General features: G+C 65.5%; 12 protein-coding genes and 2 tRNA genes. 11 read left to right on the top strand and 3 right to left on the bottom strand.

Going from position 1 to position 15,745, the window contains the following annotated elements; all coding sequences use genetic code 11:
- Positions 1-12: 12 nt before the first annotated feature.
- Both FNL14_RS12615 and FNL14_RS12610 read right to left on the bottom strand, forming a co-directional pair.
- Positions 13-1,224, bottom strand: a complete 1,212-nt coding sequence (locus FNL14_RS12615; RefSeq protein ID WP_142060537.1) for a glutathionylspermidine synthase family protein — start codon at positions 1,222-1,224, stop codon at positions 13-15.
- A gap of 2 nt (positions 1,225-1,226) precedes the next feature.
- A complete protein-coding gene (locus FNL14_RS12610) occupies positions 1,227-1,886 on the bottom strand; it encodes a Tat pathway signal protein (RefSeq protein WP_142060535.1) in 660 nt (219 codons plus the stop codon).
- Between the two features lie 170 nt (positions 1,887-2,056).
- Between FNL14_RS12610 and FNL14_RS12605 the strand changes: the two genes are divergently transcribed.
- From FNL14_RS12605 to FNL14_RS12570, 8 genes are all read left to right on the top strand, one after another.
- The gene (locus tag FNL14_RS12605; protein ID WP_142060533.1) at positions 2,057-2,713 is read left to right on the top strand and encodes an MOSC domain-containing protein; all 657 of its coding nucleotides are present in this window, start codon (positions 2,057-2,059) and stop codon (positions 2,711-2,713) included.
- A gap of 405 nt (positions 2,714-3,118) precedes the next feature.
- Positions 3,119-5,251, top strand: a complete 2,133-nt coding sequence (locus FNL14_RS12600) for a DEAD/DEAH box helicase (RefSeq protein ID WP_142060531.1) — start codon at positions 3,119-3,121, stop codon at positions 5,249-5,251.
- Positions 5,252-5,542: 291 nt separating this feature from the next.
- A tRNA-Thr gene (locus FNL14_RS12595) sits at positions 5,543-5,614 on the top strand.
- Positions 5,615-5,675: 61 nt separating this feature from the next.
- A tRNA-Met gene (locus FNL14_RS12590) sits at positions 5,676-5,749 on the top strand.
- A 426-nt stretch (positions 5,750-6,175) separates the two neighbouring features.
- A complete protein-coding gene (locus tag FNL14_RS12585) occupies positions 6,176-8,446 on the top strand; it encodes a phytase (RefSeq protein ID WP_181762620.1) in 2,271 nt (756 codons plus the stop codon).
- A gap of 169 nt (positions 8,447-8,615) precedes the next feature.
- Positions 8,616-9,437 (top strand): membrane protein insertase YidC, encoded by an 822-nt coding sequence (gene yidC / locus FNL14_RS12580; protein ID WP_142060527.1) that lies wholly within the window; start codon positions 8,616-8,618, stop codon positions 9,435-9,437.
- Positions 9,438-9,484: 47 nt separating this feature from the next.
- Positions 9,485-10,042, top strand: coding sequence for a dihydrofolate reductase family protein (locus FNL14_RS12575; RefSeq protein ID WP_142060525.1), 558 nt, complete (start codon positions 9,485-9,487; stop codon positions 10,040-10,042).
- Positions 10,043-10,059: 17 nt separating this feature from the next.
- Positions 10,060-10,716 (top strand): SDR family oxidoreductase, encoded by a 657-nt coding sequence (locus FNL14_RS12570; RefSeq protein ID WP_142060523.1) that lies wholly within the window; start codon positions 10,060-10,062, stop codon positions 10,714-10,716.
- Here the strand turns inward: FNL14_RS12570 and FNL14_RS12565 are convergent.
- A complete protein-coding gene (locus FNL14_RS12565) occupies positions 10,709-11,914 on the bottom strand; it encodes an ROK family protein (protein ID WP_142060521.1) in 1,206 nt (401 codons plus the stop codon). The genes FNL14_RS12570 and FNL14_RS12565 overlap by 8 nt on opposite strands.
- A 96-nt stretch (positions 11,915-12,010) precedes the next feature.
- Here FNL14_RS12565 and FNL14_RS12560 point away from each other — a divergent pair, with 96 nt between their 5' ends.
- The 3 genes from FNL14_RS12560 to FNL14_RS12550 all read left to right on the top strand — a co-directional run bounded on the left by FNL14_RS12560 (position 12,011) and on the right by FNL14_RS12550 (position 15,726).
- Complete coding sequence (locus FNL14_RS12560; protein WP_142060519.1) at positions 12,011-13,723, top strand: glycoside hydrolase family 13 protein; 1,713 nt, start codon at positions 12,011-12,013, stop codon at positions 13,721-13,723.
- Positions 13,724-13,754: 31 nt separating this feature from the next.
- Positions 13,755-14,696, top strand: coding sequence for an aldo/keto reductase family oxidoreductase (locus FNL14_RS12555; RefSeq protein ID WP_142060517.1), 942 nt, complete (start codon positions 13,755-13,757; stop codon positions 14,694-14,696).
- Positions 14,697-14,862: 166 nt separating this feature from the next.
- Positions 14,863-15,726 carry a CoA ester lyase gene (locus tag FNL14_RS12550; protein WP_091414960.1) on the top strand — a complete coding sequence of 288 codons (864 nt, stop codon included), beginning with the start codon at positions 14,863-14,865 and terminating at the stop codon, positions 15,724-15,726.
- Positions 15,727-15,745 lie beyond the last annotated feature (19 nt).

Raw genomic sequence — 15,745 nt, 5'->3', positions numbered from 1 at the left:
ATGTCAGGGGGCTCATAGGGCGATACCTGCCTTGCTGGAATTGGCCGCGGCCGAGAGCGGGGCCGGGGCGTCAATGGTGTTGGGCACGAACCTGCAGAAGTAGTCCGTGACCGGGCCGTCCGATTCGCGGATGCCGCAGCCCACGGATTCGCCGTCGACCACCCACAGGCCAAGGACGGGATGGTTGCCGTCGAAGTCCGGCAGCGGATGGTACTGCTGGTAGCACCAGCCTTCACGGCCGTAGCCGCCGGGCTGCTCAAGGTTGATGCCCTGGGCGTGGATCCGGATGTTGTCGCCTTCGCGGCCGTGCAGGGGCTTGGCCACCCACTCCTTCAAGGGGCCGGGCTCGTTCAGGTATGCGGGGAGCAGGTTGGGATGCTCCGGATAGAGGTGCCACAGGGCGGCCAGGAGTGCTTTGTTGGAGAGCAGCATCTTCCAGGCAGGCTCCACCCAGCGTGGGTTGTGGGCGCGTTCGAGCAGGCGGTGGCCGAACGGTTCCTTCATCATCAGCTCCCACGGGTACAGCTTGAAGATGGTGCTGATCATGAAGTTGTCCAGGTCCACAAAGCGGTTCAGGTTGGGGTCCCAGCCGATATCGGACATGTTGATGCCGATGGTGGTCCAGCCGGCCTGGCTGGCGACGTCCCGCATGTAGGCGGCGGTCATCCAGTCCTCGCCGGACTCCTCAACTTCCGAGTGCGCAACGTGCAGGGTGCTCATGCCGGTGCGGAACTGGAACTTTTTCCACTGCCGGATCAGGGCTTCGTGGATGCCGTTCCACTGGTCCTTCCCAGGGAAGACGTCCTGCAGCCAGAACCATTGGGCGACGGCGGCCTCAATCAGTCCGGTGGGAGTGTCGGCGTTGTACTCCAGCATTTTGGCCGGGCCGCCCTGACCGTCGTAGATGAAGTCGAACCGGCCGTAGACGTCCACGTCAGCCGCCTGCAGGGAGGCCGCAGCCAGTTCCAGGGCCTGGGGACCGATGCCAATGTCCCCCATGGCCCCGGTGGCCAGGAACCGCGCTGCCTCCAGGCACATTTTGTGCATGTCCTCGGCGGCTACCTCAAGGGTTTCCACCTCGTCAGTGGTGAATTCGTAGTACGAGGACTCGTTCCAGTATTCGATCTTCCGCCCGTCGTCCATGGTGGTGGTGGAGAACACCAGGCCCTGTTCCTCGATCTTCTGCTTCCATCCGGGCCTGGGCTCGCTTAACAACCGCTTCACGCCTAACCCCCCGAGACTTTGCCGCCGCCGCCACTGGTACCGCTCTTCGCGGTAGTGCCGAATCCGCCCCGGCTCACAGTGCCGCCCTGGGTGCTGTACCCCGTGGACGCCTTCGCGCCACTGGGCACCGTCCTGGTGTAGCTGGGGGCAGTGGAGCGGTTCTGCCCCAAGGGCGGGACATAGGCGCCGCGGGAGAAGAAGTACCAGGCGTAGATCCCGCCGCCCCTCCCTGCGGAGCTGTTGCAATTGTTGTCGTCAACGCGCTCGCCGGTTTCATCGTTGAAGCAGACCTGCGCGTATTCGGGGTCGTCCTGGTTGCTTGCCACGACGGCGGTGATGGTTCCGGCGAGCAGTGCCGTGACGCCCAGTCCCACCACCACGGTACGCCGCTGGGAGCGCTTCTTCCGTGCGGCGGCCTCGTTGAGCTGCTTCTCGCGGTCCCGGGCGAACGGATCCACCGGGGTGACTGGCTGGTTCAGGAGGTCGGGACGCAGTTCAGGCTTGGGAACCTGCCAGGGGGGAGGTTTGGGCGCCCCGTCCCCGCCGGGAGCATCGCTCGGCTGGCCTGCCGCTTTGCCCGGGCTGGCTCCGGCATCGCTGCCGCCCGCGCCCTTGCCGGCGTCGCGTTGCGGCTCGCGCTCCGGATCTTTGTTCGGGTCCATGGCGTCCCCCTCAGTAGTCCACGTGAATTGGGCACAGCGCTGCACCCCCAATTGCAATCCTCGAATCAGCGTAATCCCTGCCGGCCCCGGCTGCGAGCAGATAGCCCGCAAGAACTCCCCACGGTGGCGGCGGCCGCCGCGGAAGGCTAAGGGATCCCTACACTGGTGCCATGGAAACCGCCTCAGTCCTTGCCGTCTGCCGTGTCCACCAGCTTGTCCCGGACTCTTCGAACGTGGGAGTCACGGCCATCGACAAGCGTGCGGTGGACGGGCCGGTGAAGGTGCACAAGCTGGGCCTCCAGGGCGACATCCAGGCCAACCGCGTCCATCACGGCGGACCGGACCAGGCCATTTACGCCTACTCCCAGGCCGACGCCGACTACTGGGCCGCGGAGCTGCAGCGCGAGCTCCCCCCCGGAATCTTCGGCGAGAACCTCCGGGTGGCCGGAATTGACCCCACCAACGCCGTGATCGGGGAACGCTGGAAGATCGGCCTGGACGTGGAGGTCGAGGTCACTTCGCCCCGCACCCCCTGCGCCACGTTCCAGCGGCGGATGGGGGAGCCCCAGTTCCTCAAGCGGTTCACCGGCGAGGGCCGGGTGGGCGCCTACCTCCGGGTGCTGCGCGTAGGCACCATCCGGGCCGGCGACCACATCCACAAGCTGTACGTCCCGAAGCACGGGGTGACGGTGGGCAAGTGGTTCAGCGAGCCGGACCTTGAGGCCATGGAGGCGTTGAAGGATGCTGACGCCGACGGCGAGATCCGGCTTCAGCAGCCGGAGTTCAGGAAGAAGTTCGAGGCGCTGGAGCGGCAGCTGGCGCGGTAGTCGCCGGCCGCAGCGGCCGGACGGTGAGGCATGTGCGCAAGCTCACCGCCCGCCGTCGTACACTCAATTTCCGCTGCGGCACCTGCGTACCTTACACTTGAAACATCCCCCACTCCGGAAATCCCTTATTCCTGCCCAATTTTTGAGGCAGGACTGGCAAGTGTTGGGGCCCGCAACTGTGATGCGGGCATTTTCATAGGGAGAGCCGGCTAAAGAAAACGCTGTACAGACTGCTGGGATAGCAGCCAAGAGATGCAGCGCGAAGTCCTGCCACGGGATTGCGAAAGCGCCGGACTTCTGTGACCGGCCGGTCAACGTTTGCCCGGCATCCACGGCACACGTACTGCGGCTCCGCTCACCTCGGGTAGTGCCGCCTGGCCCCCTATGGATGAGGAATATTTCCCTATGCCCGAAAATCAAAACGAAACCATCGACGCCCGGAACACCAGCGTCGAGACCGCAGCCGTCGAATTCACCGAGGCCGCTATCCCCGCAGCAGAGCCTGCTGAGCCCGCAGTCGAGACTTCCGCACCGGCAGTTGAAACTCCGGCAGCCGAGGCTCCCGCCGCCAAGGCCGAGGAATCCGAAGAGGACGGCGTACGCTTCGCCGATCTCGGCATCGATGGCCGCGTCCTGGCTGCCCTGCAGGATGTCGGCTACGAGAAGCCTTCACCCATCCAGGCAGCCACCATCCCGCTGCTGCTCGAAGGCCGCGACGTGGTTGGCCTCGCCCAGACCGGCACCGGTAAGACTGCAGCATTCGCAGTACCGGCACTGTCCCGCCTGGCCGAGCTCCACGACCTCAACGGCCCGTCCCGCAAGACGCAGGCCCTGGTGCTGGCCCCCACCCGTGAGCTCGCGCTCCAGGTGGCCGAGGCCTTCACCTCCTACGCCAAGCACATTGACGACTTCACCGTGCTGCCCGTGTACGGCGGCTCCGCCTACGGCCCCCAGCTGGCCGGCCTGCGCCGTGGCGCCCAGGTGGTTGTTGGTACCCCCGGCCGCGTGATCGACCACATTTCCAAGGGCTCTCTCGATCTGTCCGAGCTCCAGTACCTGGTGCTGGACGAAGCTGACGAGATGCTGCGCATGGGCTTCGCCGAAGACGTGGAGCAGATCTTCCAGCAGACCCCCTCGGACCGCCAGGTCGCGCTGTTCTCCGCCACCATGCCCAGCCAGATCCGCCGGATGTCCAAGCAGTACCTGAACAACCCGGCCGAGATCTCGGTGAAGTCCAAGACCACCACCGGCGCCAACACCCGCCAGCGGTACCTGCAGGTCATGGGCCCGCACAAGCTGGACGCGATGACCCGCATCCTCGAGGTGGAAGAGTTCGACGGCGTTATCGCCTTTGTGCGCACCAAGATGGCCACCGAGGACCTGGCTGACAAGCTGAAGTCCCGCGGTTTCCAGGCTGCAGCGATCAACGGTGACATTCCCCAGCAGCAGCGTGAACGCACTGTGGACGCGCTGAAGGAAGGCCGCATCGACATCCTTGTGGCCACCGACGTCGCCGCCCGTGGCCTTGACGTGGAACGCATCAGCCACGTGATCAACTACGACATCCCGCACGACACGGAGTCCTACGTCCACCGCATCGGCCGCACCGGCCGTGCAGGCCGTTCCGGTGACGCCATCCTGTTCATGACCCCGCGCGAGAAGTACCTGCTGCGTTCCATCGAGAAGGCCACCCGCCAGCCGGTGGAGCAGATGCACCTGCCGACCGCCGAGACTGTGAACACGCTGCGCCTGGGCAAGTTCGCCGAGCGCATCACGGAGACCCTCGCCTCCGAGGACGTCGCCGCATTCCGTGATCTCATCGCTTCCTACGAGGAAGAGCACAACGTTCCCGCCGCGGAGATCGCTGCAGCCCTCGCCGTCATGGCACAGGGCGGCCAGCCGCTCCTGGTCAAGGAACTGCCCGCAGCCCCCGAGTTCCAGAAGCGCGAGCGCTCCAAGGACGGCTTCGGCTCCCGCGGGCCTACCCGCACACTGACCGAAGGCAATGCCACCTACCGGATCGCCGTGGGACGCCGCCAGCGCGTCATGCCCGGTTCCATCGTGGGCGCTATCGCCAACGAAGGCGGCATCTCCTCGGCGCAGATCGGCGGGATCGACATCCGCTCGGACCACTCCCTGGTGGAGCTCCCGGCGGACCTCAGCCCCGAGCAGCTGCGTGCACTGTCCCGCACTCGGATCGGTGGCGAGCTGATCCACCTCGAGCTGGACAACGGCCGCAAGCCCTCCGGTGACCGCGGCGCCTACCAGGGCAACCGCGGCGGTGACCGGGGCGGCAACTTCAAGGGCAGCGGCGGTTTCAAAAAGGAGTTCCGGAAGAACGACGGCGAGCGCGGCTCCGCGGACCGCGGCGGCCGTTCGTACAGCGAGCGTTCGGAGCGCAGCTTTAGTGCCGACAGCGGTTCCAGCCGCGGCCAGGCCAGCGACTCCCGCTTCGGCGGCCACGGCGACGGCTCCCGCAAGCCCCGCCACGGCAACGAGGGCGGCCAGCGCGACTTCAACCGCAAGGGCAAGTGGTAAACCCGTCAGCTTCTAACTGACCGATTTCCCCCGATGGGCCGGCTTTCGAGCCGGCCCATCGGCGTTTAACGGGTTAGGCCGGATGTGGGACTGGACACATCGGGCCATCGAACTGCGCCATAGCCTGCCGCAGCCCTGGTCCCGGCGGTTTCCCGCACGCCCGTAGATCCCAGCACTGGCGCGGAAAATGGCGGAAATTGCAGGCCGATATGCAAGTGTTGCACCGCCCCCGAACCGCCCCGGAGGCCGATTTGTTGGTGGTGAAATCTTCCGGTAGAGTATTTACTCGTTGCCCCCCTAGCTCAGTGGTAGAGCGCGTTCTTGGTAAGAACGAGGTCACCGGATCGATTCCGGTGGGGGGCTCTGGATGAGGGCCTGTGTCAAGGCGGTTTTGACCGGCTTGGCGCAGGTTTTTCTCATTCGTGGCGGTGTAGCTCAGTTGGTTAGAGCGCACGACTCATAATCGTGAGGTCGGGAGATCGAGCCTCCCCACCGCTACAGGTTAAGCCCCCGGAATCCCCCGAGATTCCGGGGGCTTTCCTGTTTGCAGGCAAGCCCCCTCCCACACACTCGTTTGCCCTAATACCCGTATTGTGCGCTTTGCCATGCCCCCTAAATCAAGTGAGGGCCTTACCCTTGGCTTGCCCGGGTACTAGCATTCGAATTATCGCCGCGCCACGCGCCAGTCGTTAGTTAGGGCGGCGTATGACACTGCCAACAGACCTAGAGGCCCGTTCATCAGCGCAGCAATGGTCGCTGTGCTTCCCGCCCGGCAAGTTCCCAGCGCACCTGACTCAGTCTGAGATTTCTAGAAATCGGAACGCGATGAATCCGCTCAAGACAAATACAAAGCAACAGTATTCCCCAAAGCGCCGTCGCCGCGGCCGGACGTTCGGCGGCTGGCTTTGGCTACTCCTAAGGTTGATGCTCACGTCGAAGTCTGTTGCGGGGCTGGCGGCGGCCGGGCTGATTGTGGGGCTCACCGCTCCCGTCGCGAGTGCGGCTGTAGTCCAGGTGCCTGCAACGGTCGAAACGGCCCCGATACCCGGAACGCCGGACGCCGCGGACGATCCGGCCATCTGGATCCATCCCACCGACCCCTCGAAGAGCACCATCATCGGCACGGACAAGAGCAGGGACGGGCACGGTCTCGTCGTCTACGACCTGTCCGGACGGCAGCTGTTCTACTACCCCGACGGGCGGATGAACAACGTTGATGTTCGCTACAACTTCCCTCTCGGCGGCAGCCGCGTAGGCCTGGTGGGTGTCTCGAACCGGGAACGGAGCCTTGATTTTTACAAAGTCAACGATTCGGACGGCTCGCTGACCAAGGCCGGCAGCTTCTTGCCCACCGCCAGCATTGCGACGCCCCGCGGGTTCTCCTTCTACCACTCACCGGACACCGGCAAATACTTCGCCTATGTCACGGATGTCGGCAAGGTGGAGCAGTGGGAACTTGATGGCTCCTCGGGATCAGTCACCGGCCGGCTCGTGCGCAGCTGGACGGTGAGCGGTCCTGCCCACACCGAGGGCCTGGTGGCCGATGACGAGATGAAGCGGCTGTATATTGCGCAGGAGGACATCGGCGGAATCTGGCGCTACGGAGCCGAACCCGGGGACCCGACCGCCGGAACGAGAGTTGTCAGCACCACCGAGAACGGCGGCGACATCATCCAGGACATCAAGGGCATCAGCATTTACTACGGAAGCGGGGGCGCCGGCTACCTGCTGGCGGCCAGTCAGGGCTCCAACCGATTCCACATCTATAGCCGCGATGACAACCGACCATTGGGCGCCTTTGCCATCCCCGCCGGGAACGGGATCGATGCTGTCACCGGGATGGACGGCATAGACGTCACCAACTTCGGTGTCGGCGGTCCCTTCCCCCAGGGCTTTTTCGTCACCCAGGACACTGCCAACGAACAACGCCAGAACTTCAAAGCGGTGCCGTGGCAGTCCATCGCAGCCGCCTACTCACCTGCTCTGCTCGTCGATGCGGCTTACGATCCGCGCAAAATTGGAGCCGGGACCGCAACCCCCACTCCGCCTGACACCACTATCACTAGCAAGCCGGCCAACCCGACGACCTCAACATCGGCCCAATTCAGCTTCACCTCGACATCGGCCAGCGCCACCTTCGCCTGCGCGCTCGACACCACATCGTTCACAAATTGCGTAAGTCCGGTCTCCTACTCCGGGTTGGCGAGCGGCACGCATACCTTCCAGGTTCGTGCCTCTGACCAGAACGGCGTAGACGCGACCCCCGCGGTCTATACCTGGACGGTGGGCACCACGCCTCCGCCTACAGACACCACGCCCCCTGAGACGGCAATTAGCTCGGGACCACCTGCAACAACGACATCGACCAGCGCCACCTTCGCCTTCACCTCAAGTGAAGCCAATTCGACGTTCCAGTGCAGCCTTGACGGTGCTCCGCGCGCCGCATGCACCTCGCCCCAGACCTACACCGGATTGTCCAACGCATCCCATACGTTCGCTGTCGTGGCCACCGACGCAGCGGGTAACGCCGATGCCACGCCGGCGACTCAGACCTGGACAGTGGCCCCCAGTGACCCCGGCGGCAGCAGCGGCATCGTCCGGGAGTCGGTGAGTCAGGCGGTGAACACCACGGCCACCACCACGCTCACAGTTCCCAAGCCGGCCAATGTCGGCCAAGGTGATCTGCTCGTTAGCTGTCTCGCCCTGAACGGCGGCACAGTCGCAGCGACCGGTGTGCCTGCCGGGTGGACACGGATAGCAGCCGTGACCACCATCGCAAACCCGAAAGTCTATGGTTACTACAAGGTGGCCACTGCGTCCGAGCCTGCGAGCTATTCCTGGATGACAACTTCGACGACGAGCGGCGCGGGTATCGCGAGGTACTCCGGCGCCTCAGGGCTCGACGGAGTCGCTACGTCGGCGACAGGCGCTGCAGCATCCTCGGGAGCAGTCCCAGCAGTAACAACCACGGCCGCGAACGCGATGCTCGTCGGATGCATGAGCGTCAACTCCAGCTCCGTGACGCTCACTTCACCCTCCGGAATGACCCAGGCCGTCGAGGCCGGTGCCCGCCGCTTTGAAGTCGCGGATGGCGTCCAGGCGGTCGCGGGACCAAGCAGTGCGAAGACGTGGACCTTCAGTGCCGCACGCGAGTGGGCCGGGTGGATGGTGGCGCTTCGACCCAAGACACCTTAACTGCAGATAGCCCCTGAATTCACTAAGTTCCAGAGGGCTCTCTGTTTCTACGCACGCCAATGCAGCAACCAATGGACTTCGGGGGCTTTCCTGTTTGCAGGCAAGCCCCCTGCGTGACAAGCTCCCCGTTTCGCCGTAGCTTTGCGGCAACTGAGGGATGGGGAAACGTATGGGCTTTCTTGACGAAATCATGGTTCCGTTCCGGTGGCTGGTGTCCATCATCATGGTTGGGTTCCATGACGGGCTGGGCGCCTTGGGTCTGCCGGGGGCCAGCGGCTGGACGTGGACCCTGTCCCTCATCGGGCTGGTACTGGTGATCCGGGCCGCCCTGATTCCGATTTTCCTGCAGCAAGTGAAAGCCCAGCGCCGGATGCGGCTGCTGCAGCCGGATCTGATGAAGCTGCAGGAAAAATACCAGGGCAAAACAGACGCGGTCTCCCGCCAGGCAATGGCCCAGGAACAGATGGCACTGTACAAGAAACACGGGACCAACCCCTTCTCGGCATGCCTGCCCCTGCTGATCCAGCTGCCCTTCTTCCTCGCGCTGTTCCAGGTCCTGTCCGGCATCAGCACACTTGCCCGCCAAGGCCAGGGGATTGGTGCCATGAGCCGCGACCTGGTGGTGCAGTTCGACCAGTCCGGCATCTTCGGCGCCCCGCTCACCGCATCGGTATTGCACGGCGGCGGGGACCAGTCCGCCGTCGTGATCCTGACCGTCGTGATGATTCTCGCCATGACCGCGGCGCAGTTCCTCACCCAAAGGCTGATCCTCGCGCGGAATGCGTCCACAGGGACGCCGGAACCGCCTTTTATGCGGCAGCAGAAGATCCTGCTCTACAGCCTGCCGCTCGTGTTCGGACTGGGCGGCATCCTCTTCCCCATCGGCGTCCTGATCTACTGGACCGTGACAAATATCTGGACCCTGGCCCAGCAGTTCTTCGTCCGTGAGCGGCAGCCCGCGGGCGGTGACGGCCAGCCGGACGCGTCTTAGGGGCCCCTGCCCTTACGCAAAGCCACCCGCACCGGCAGAATGGGCGGATGGGCCAGCTCATCTACTCCGGCATCATCTCTTTGGACGGCTACCTCGCGGACAGCCAGGGCAACTTTGACTGGAGCGCACCGGACGAGGAAGTCCACGCCTTCGTAAACGACCTGGAGCGTGACGCCGGCACGTACCTTTTTGGGCGGCGCATGTACGAGGTCATGTCCGTATGGGACACGATGGGCGGGCCCGGGGATCCGCCGGTCATCCAGGATTTTGCCCGGATCTGGCGCGGGGCGGACAAGGTTGTCTACTCCTCTTCGCTCGCCCATGCCACCACTGCCCGCACCCGGGTGGAGCGCAGCTTCAACCCCGATGCCGTGCGGGAGCTGAAGGCCGGCACGGAAAGGAATATCGGCATTGGCGGTGCCACCCTCGCCGCCGCCGCGCTCCGTGCCGGGCTGGTGGACGAGTGCCAGATCTTCGTCAATCCGGTGGCCGTGGGAGGCGGTTTGCGGTACCTGCCGGACGGACTAAACCTGCGGCTCGACCTCCTCGACGAGCACCGGTTCGGCAATGGGGTGGTGTACCTCCGCTACCGCTGCCCGGGCTAAAGGGCAGAATGGGGGACATGACACGCATCGCAATTATCGGCGGCCACGGCAAAGTGGCCCTCCACCTGTCCACCCTGCTGGCGGAAGAAGGCCACGCCGTCACCTCGTTCATCCGCAACCCGGACCATGCCGCCGACGTAGCGGAAACGGGCGCCACGCCGTCGGTCCTTGACGTGGAGAATTCGACGACGGCGGCCCTCGCCGATGCCCTGCAGGGCCACGACGCCGTGGTGTGGTCAGCCGGTGCAGGCGGGGGGAATCCGGACAGGACGTACGCCGTGGATAGGGATGCGGCCATCCGCTCCATGGACGCGGCCGCACAGGCCGGCGTCAACCGCTACGTGATGGTGTCCTACCTGGGCGCCCGCAAGGACCACGGTGTGCCGGCGGACCACGGCTTTTTCGCCTACGCCGAGGCCAAGGCAGCGGCGGACGAATACCTGCGCAGCACTGGCCTTGCCTGGACCATCCTGGGTCCGGGTGGACTCACGGACAAGCCGGGCACGGGCATGATCGCTGTGGATCCTGATCCTGCGGGGGAGCGGGCAACGTCGCGCAGCAACACTGCCATCGTTGCGGCAGCGGTGCTGGACCTGCCACAGACGGCAGGGAAGACCATTGAGTTTTGCGACGGTTCGCTGCCTGTCGCGGCGGCGCTGGAGTCGCTTAGCTGAGCGGTGCCGCCAGTGCCAGGTCCAGGGAGTGCCTCTCCACGTAGTCAAGGGCGGCGCGGACAGCACCCACGGTGACAATCGAGTCGCCCAGCGGTGAGACCGCCACCCGCGGGGGTGTGGCAGTAAGCTCAGTCAGCCGCCGGCCGATCGGTTCCAGCAGCACGCCGGCGGAGTTGGCCACTGCGCCGCCGATCACCACCAGCTCCGGGTTCAGCAACGTGGATACCGCGCCGATGATACGGGCCAACCTGTCCGCCAGGCGGTCAAGGATGTCCAGTGCCACTCCATCCCCGCCGGCGGCGGCGGCGAACACCTGCTCTGCCTCGACCCCGCCGGAGGCATGGGCTCGGAGGGATGTCCTGGCGTTGCCCGCCAGCGCCTCGGCGGCCCAGGTCCTGGCAAGGCTCGCGATCCCGTAGGTGTCGCCCACACCGTGGACATGCTCGAGGAACGCGAGTTCGCCGGCGCCGCCACGGCTGCCGTGAAGCAGCCGCCCGCCGTCGACCACTCCCGCACCGAAGCGTTCGCTGGCAAGGATTACCACGACGTCGTCGATCCCGGCGGCCGCGCCCTGCCACCGCTCGCCCAGGGCGGCCAGGTTGGCGTCGTTTTCCAGCAGTACCGTCCAGCCGCGGCGGTCCCGCAGCGCCGACTTCAGCCCGACGTCGAACAGTCCCCAGAAGTGCTGGGCGGCCAGCACGTCTCCGTTGCGGTCCACCGGTGCGGCGATGCCGGCGCAGGCGGCGAGCACTGCTTCCGGGGAGGCGCCCGCCTGGTCCAAGGCCGCCTGGGCGGCGCGGTCGATGACGCAGATGCGCTCTTCGGCGGAAATTTCCGCTTCCGCAAACGGCTGGCTTGACCTGCCGAGCGTGTTGCCCCGAAGATCCGATACCACCACGGTTGCCTTGGAAACGCCCACGTCCATGCCGAGGACGCACCCGGCGCGCTCGTTGAGCTCGAACCGCCTGGCCGGGCGCCCCTTCTGGTATTCGCCGAACGCGCGCTGGTTCTCCAGTTCCCGGATCCAGCCCCGATCCTTAAGGTCTTCGCAGACGGCGATGGCGGTGGCCCGCGTCAGACCGGTTGCCTCCATGACCTCGGTGACCGTGACCACGGTGGCGGAGCGCATGAATTCCAGGACTGCACCGGCGCTCACCCGGCGCAACAACTGTGGGGTGGCAGCGGTGGTTTCAGCCATGCTGTTGACCTTTCTGCGGATCGCGCCAGATAATACTTGGGCAACTAAATTTAGATTCAAAATAAATATAGTCGACAAGAAGCAAAGGATCACCCCTTGTCCACCACCGCCACCCTGGCAACCCTGTCCGATTCCGACCGCCTGGCCGATCCGAACTGGTGGCGCCAGGCCTCCGTCTACCAGATCTATCCGCGCAGCTTCGCCGACTCGAACGGTGACGGCATCGGTGACCTCAAGGGCATCACCTCCAAGGTTCCCTACCTGAAATCGCTCGGGATCGACGCCGTCTGGCTGAGCCCGTTCTACCCCTCGGCGCTGGCTGACGGCGGCTACGACGTGGACGACTACCGCGACGTGGACCCCAAGCTGGGAACCCTGGCGGACTTTGACGAGATGGCCAAGGCGCTGCACGACGCCGGCATCAAGCTGATCGCTGACATCGTGCCCAACCACTCCTCGAACAGGCACCAGTGGTTCCAGGAGGCGCTCGGCTCACCCAAGGGCTCGCCCGCCCGCGACCGCTACATCTTCCGCGACGGGAAGGGCCCCAACGGCGAGTTCCCGCCGTCGGACTGGGACTCAGTGTTCGGTGGACCGGCCTGGGAACGGATCACCGAACCTGACGGCACCCCGGGCCAGTGGTACATGCACATCTTCGCCAAGGAGCAGCCGGACCTGAACTGGTCCAACCGGGAAATCCGTGAGGACTTCCTCAAGACGCTGCGCTTCTGGTCAGACCGCGGCGTGGACGGCTTCCGCGTGGACGTGGCGCACGCGCTCACCAAGGACCTGACCGAACCGCTGCTCTCCAAGCTGGAACTGAGCGCGGCCAACACCGGTGTGGACGGGTTCGACGACGGCACGCACCCCTTCTGGGACCGGGACGAGGTCCACGAGATCTACGCCGAATGGCGCGAGGTGTTCAACGAGTACAACCCGCCGCGCACCGCGGTCGCTGAAGCATGGGTCCACGCCACCCGCCGGGCCCGCTACGCCAGTCCGCAGGGACTCGGCCAGGCCTTCAATTTCGACCTGCTGCAGGCCGACTTCGACGCCGCCGAGTACAAGGAAATCATCAGCCGCAACCTGGCCGAGGCCGCCGCAACGGGCGCATCCTCCACCTGGGTGTTCTCCAACCATGACGTGGTCCGCCACGCCACCCGCTACGGCCTGCCGCAGCGTTCCAAAGGTAAGGCCGGCAGCAAAGGCCAGGACGGCAAAGACTGGCTGCTCGCCGGCGGCCCCAAGGAGGAGCTGGACGTGGAGCTCGGCGAACGTCGCGCCCGCGCCGCCACCTTGCTGATGCTCGCCGTCCCGGGCTCGGCCTACCTGTACCAGGGCGAGGAACTGGGCCTGCAGGAAGTCGCCGAGATCCCCGAGTCCGAGCGCCAGGACCCCTCCTTCTTCCGCAACAAGGGCGTGGAGATCGGCCGCGACGGCTGCCGCGTCCCGCTGCCCTGGCAGGTTGAGGGAACCTCCTTCGGCTTCGGCGCCGGCGGTGCGCACTTGCCCCAGCCCGACTGGTTCAGCAAATACGCCGTGGAAGCGCAGGACGGGACCCAAGGCTCCACGCTGGAGCTCTACCGCAAGGCCTTGAAGCTCCGCCGCGAACTGCTGACCGGCGAGGAGCTGGAATGGGTGGAGACCGGCAACCCGGAGGTCCTGCATTTCCGCCGCCCCAACGGCTGGCAGTCCGTCACCAACTTCGGGAACACCGCCGTCGGCCTGCCTGCCGGTGAGGTCCTGATCAGCAGCGCGCCGCTTGAAGACGGCAAGCTGCCCGCCAACACCACTGCATGGCTGCGCTGATGTCCGCAGTGCGTGAGGGGCTGTCCGCCTGATGCAGGAACTCATTTACGGCTGCATGGGCCTGGGCGGCAGCTGGTCCAACGAGCCGCATGCCGGTGAGCATGTGGACGAGGCCGCTGCCGCCGTCGAGGCCGCCCTGGACGCCGGGATCACGCTGTTCGACCACGCTGATATCTACCGCAGCGGCAAGTCCGAGGCGGTCTTCGGCGAGGTGCTGTCCGCCACGTCCGGGCTCCGGGACCGGATCCGGCTGCAGACCAAGTGCGGGATCAGGCTCAATGAACGCGGCCTGCAAACGCACTACGACCTCAGCCGTGAATCCATCCTGAAGCGGGTCAATGAAAGCCTGAAGCGGTTGCAGACGGACTACGTGGACATCCTCCTGCTGCACCGCCCGGACCCCCTGGCCGGCTCGGCGGAGGTGGCTGCCGCCGTCGGACAGCTGATGGCGGAAGGCAAGGTCCGGCAGCTGGGCGTGTCCAACATGTCCGGGGCGCAGATCGAGGCGCTCCAGGACCGGCTGGAAACGCCGGTGGTGGCCAACCAGCTGGAAATGAGCCTGCTCAAGCGCGCCTGGCTGGAAAGCCAGGTGCTGGTGAACCACGCCGAGCACCTGGACTACAGCTTCCCGCACGGCACCTTGGAGTACTGCGTCCGGAACTCCATCACGTTGCAGGCCTACGGCTCCCTGGCCAGGGGCCTGTACACGGGCGCGGAACCTGACAGCCAAACGTCGGCCGAGGCGGCCACCGCCGGGCTGGTTGCGGAACTGGCGGGGGAGTATGGCAGCTCCGGGGAGTCGGTGCTGCTGGGGTGGCTGATGAAGCATCCTGCCGGCATTGCGCCGGTGATCGGAACGGTCAACCCTGGACGCATCCGGGCCTGTGCCGATGCTGCCCGCGTGGCCCAGGCCATGAGCCGGGCGGACTGGTACAAACTTTGGGTCACTGCGCGGGGCAGCAACATCCCCTGACCACCCCCATGGAGCAGCAGCAGGTGCCGTATGGGACTCCCATTGCGGCACCTGCTGTCACGTCCATTTGCAGAGGCTCCTGTCATATCCCGTTTAGTTCGTATTGATCCTCCCGAGCTGACCGTTTTCGGAGGCATTGGGGTTGCGGGGCGGATACGGTAGATACATGACGTCTACCATCGCCACCGAGACCGTAAGGCCGGAACGCAATATCCCAGCAGAGATCGCCCGCTCCTGGCTCCTCGTGAATGCCATGAAGACCGAGCTGTTTGACCAGTCGGCCGTTTCCCGCGCTGATTCGATCATCCTGGATATTGAAGATGCCGTGGACCCCTCGCAGAAGGACCACGCCCGCAACAACGTCATCGACTGGCTGACCTCCGGAGGCAAAGCCTGGGTCCGCATCAATGACGCCACCAGCCCCTTCTGGGCCGACGACCTCGCAGGTCTCCGCGGCACCCCGGGCCTGCTCGGTGTGATGCTTGCCAAGACCGAATCCGCGGACCAGGTCACCGAGTCCTACCACCGCATGGACGGCAAAACCCCCGTCATCCCGCTGGTGGAGTCCGCCGTCGGCATCGAGGAAGCCAACAACATCGCCAAGGCCCAGGGTGCTTTCCGCCTCGCCTTCGGCTCCGGCGACTTCCGCCGCGACACGGGCATGGCTGCCACCGCCGAGGCCATGGCCTACCCCCGTGCCAAGCTCGTCGTGGCCAGCCGGGTGGGCAACCTCCCGGGTCCCATTGACGGCCCCACCGTTGGCACGAACCACCCCATCCTGCGCGAGCAGACCGGCATCACCGTGATGATGGGTATGACCGGAAAGCTCTGCCTGGCCATCGACCAGACCCCAGTGATCAACGAGGTCATCAGCCCCACGCCGTCCGACGTCGCCTGGGCCACCGACTTCATGGCGGACTTTGAAGCCAACGGCCGGGTCATCCGTGACGGCTCCGACCTGCCCCGCCTGGGCCGCGCCGAGAAGATCATGAAGCTCGCGGTAGCCTTTGGGGTGCAGCCCGCGCTCTAGCACCCGTAGATTTTGCTTT

The sequence above is a fragment of the Pseudarthrobacter sp. B4EP4b genome, assembly GCF_006680095.1.
In the GTDB taxonomy this organism is placed as follows: domain Bacteria; phylum Actinomycetota; class Actinomycetes; order Actinomycetales; family Micrococcaceae; genus Arthrobacter.
Note: the sequence above shows the minus strand (reverse complement) of the source record. Positions and strands in the feature narration are given on the sequence as shown.

Excerpts from the sequence above, each read along its gene's own strand:
- FNL14_RS12570 (WP_142060523.1), top strand. The coding sequence starts at position 10,060 with ATGACACGCATCGCAATTATCGGCGGCCACGGCAAAGTGGCCCTCCAC.
- FNL14_RS12600 (WP_142060531.1), top strand. The coding sequence starts at position 3,119 with ATGCCCGAAAATCAAAACGAAACCATCGACGCCCGGAACACCAGCGTC.
- FNL14_RS12605 (WP_142060533.1), top strand. The coding sequence starts at position 2,057 with ATGGAAACCGCCTCAGTCCTTGCCGTCTGCCGTGTCCACCAGCTTGTC.
- FNL14_RS12555 (WP_142060517.1), top strand. The coding sequence starts at position 13,755 with ATGCAGGAACTCATTTACGGCTGCATGGGCCTGGGCGGCAGCTGGTCC.
- FNL14_RS12585 (WP_181762620.1), top strand. The coding sequence starts at position 6,176 with ATGCTCACGTCGAAGTCTGTTGCGGGGCTGGCGGCGGCCGGGCTGATT.
- FNL14_RS12610 (WP_142060535.1), bottom strand. The coding sequence starts at position 1,886 with ATGGACCCGAACAAAGATCCGGAGCGCGAGCCGCAACGCGACGCCGGC.
- yidC (WP_142060527.1), top strand. The coding sequence starts at position 8,616 with ATGGGCTTTCTTGACGAAATCATGGTTCCGTTCCGGTGGCTGGTGTCC.
- FNL14_RS12575 (WP_142060525.1), top strand. The coding sequence starts at position 9,485 with ATGGGCCAGCTCATCTACTCCGGCATCATCTCTTTGGACGGCTACCTC.
- FNL14_RS12565 (WP_142060521.1), bottom strand. The coding sequence starts at position 11,914 with ATGGCTGAAACCACCGCTGCCACCCCACAGTTGTTGCGCCGGGTGAGC.
- FNL14_RS12550 (WP_091414960.1), top strand. The coding sequence starts at position 14,863 with ATGACGTCTACCATCGCCACCGAGACCGTAAGGCCGGAACGCAATATC.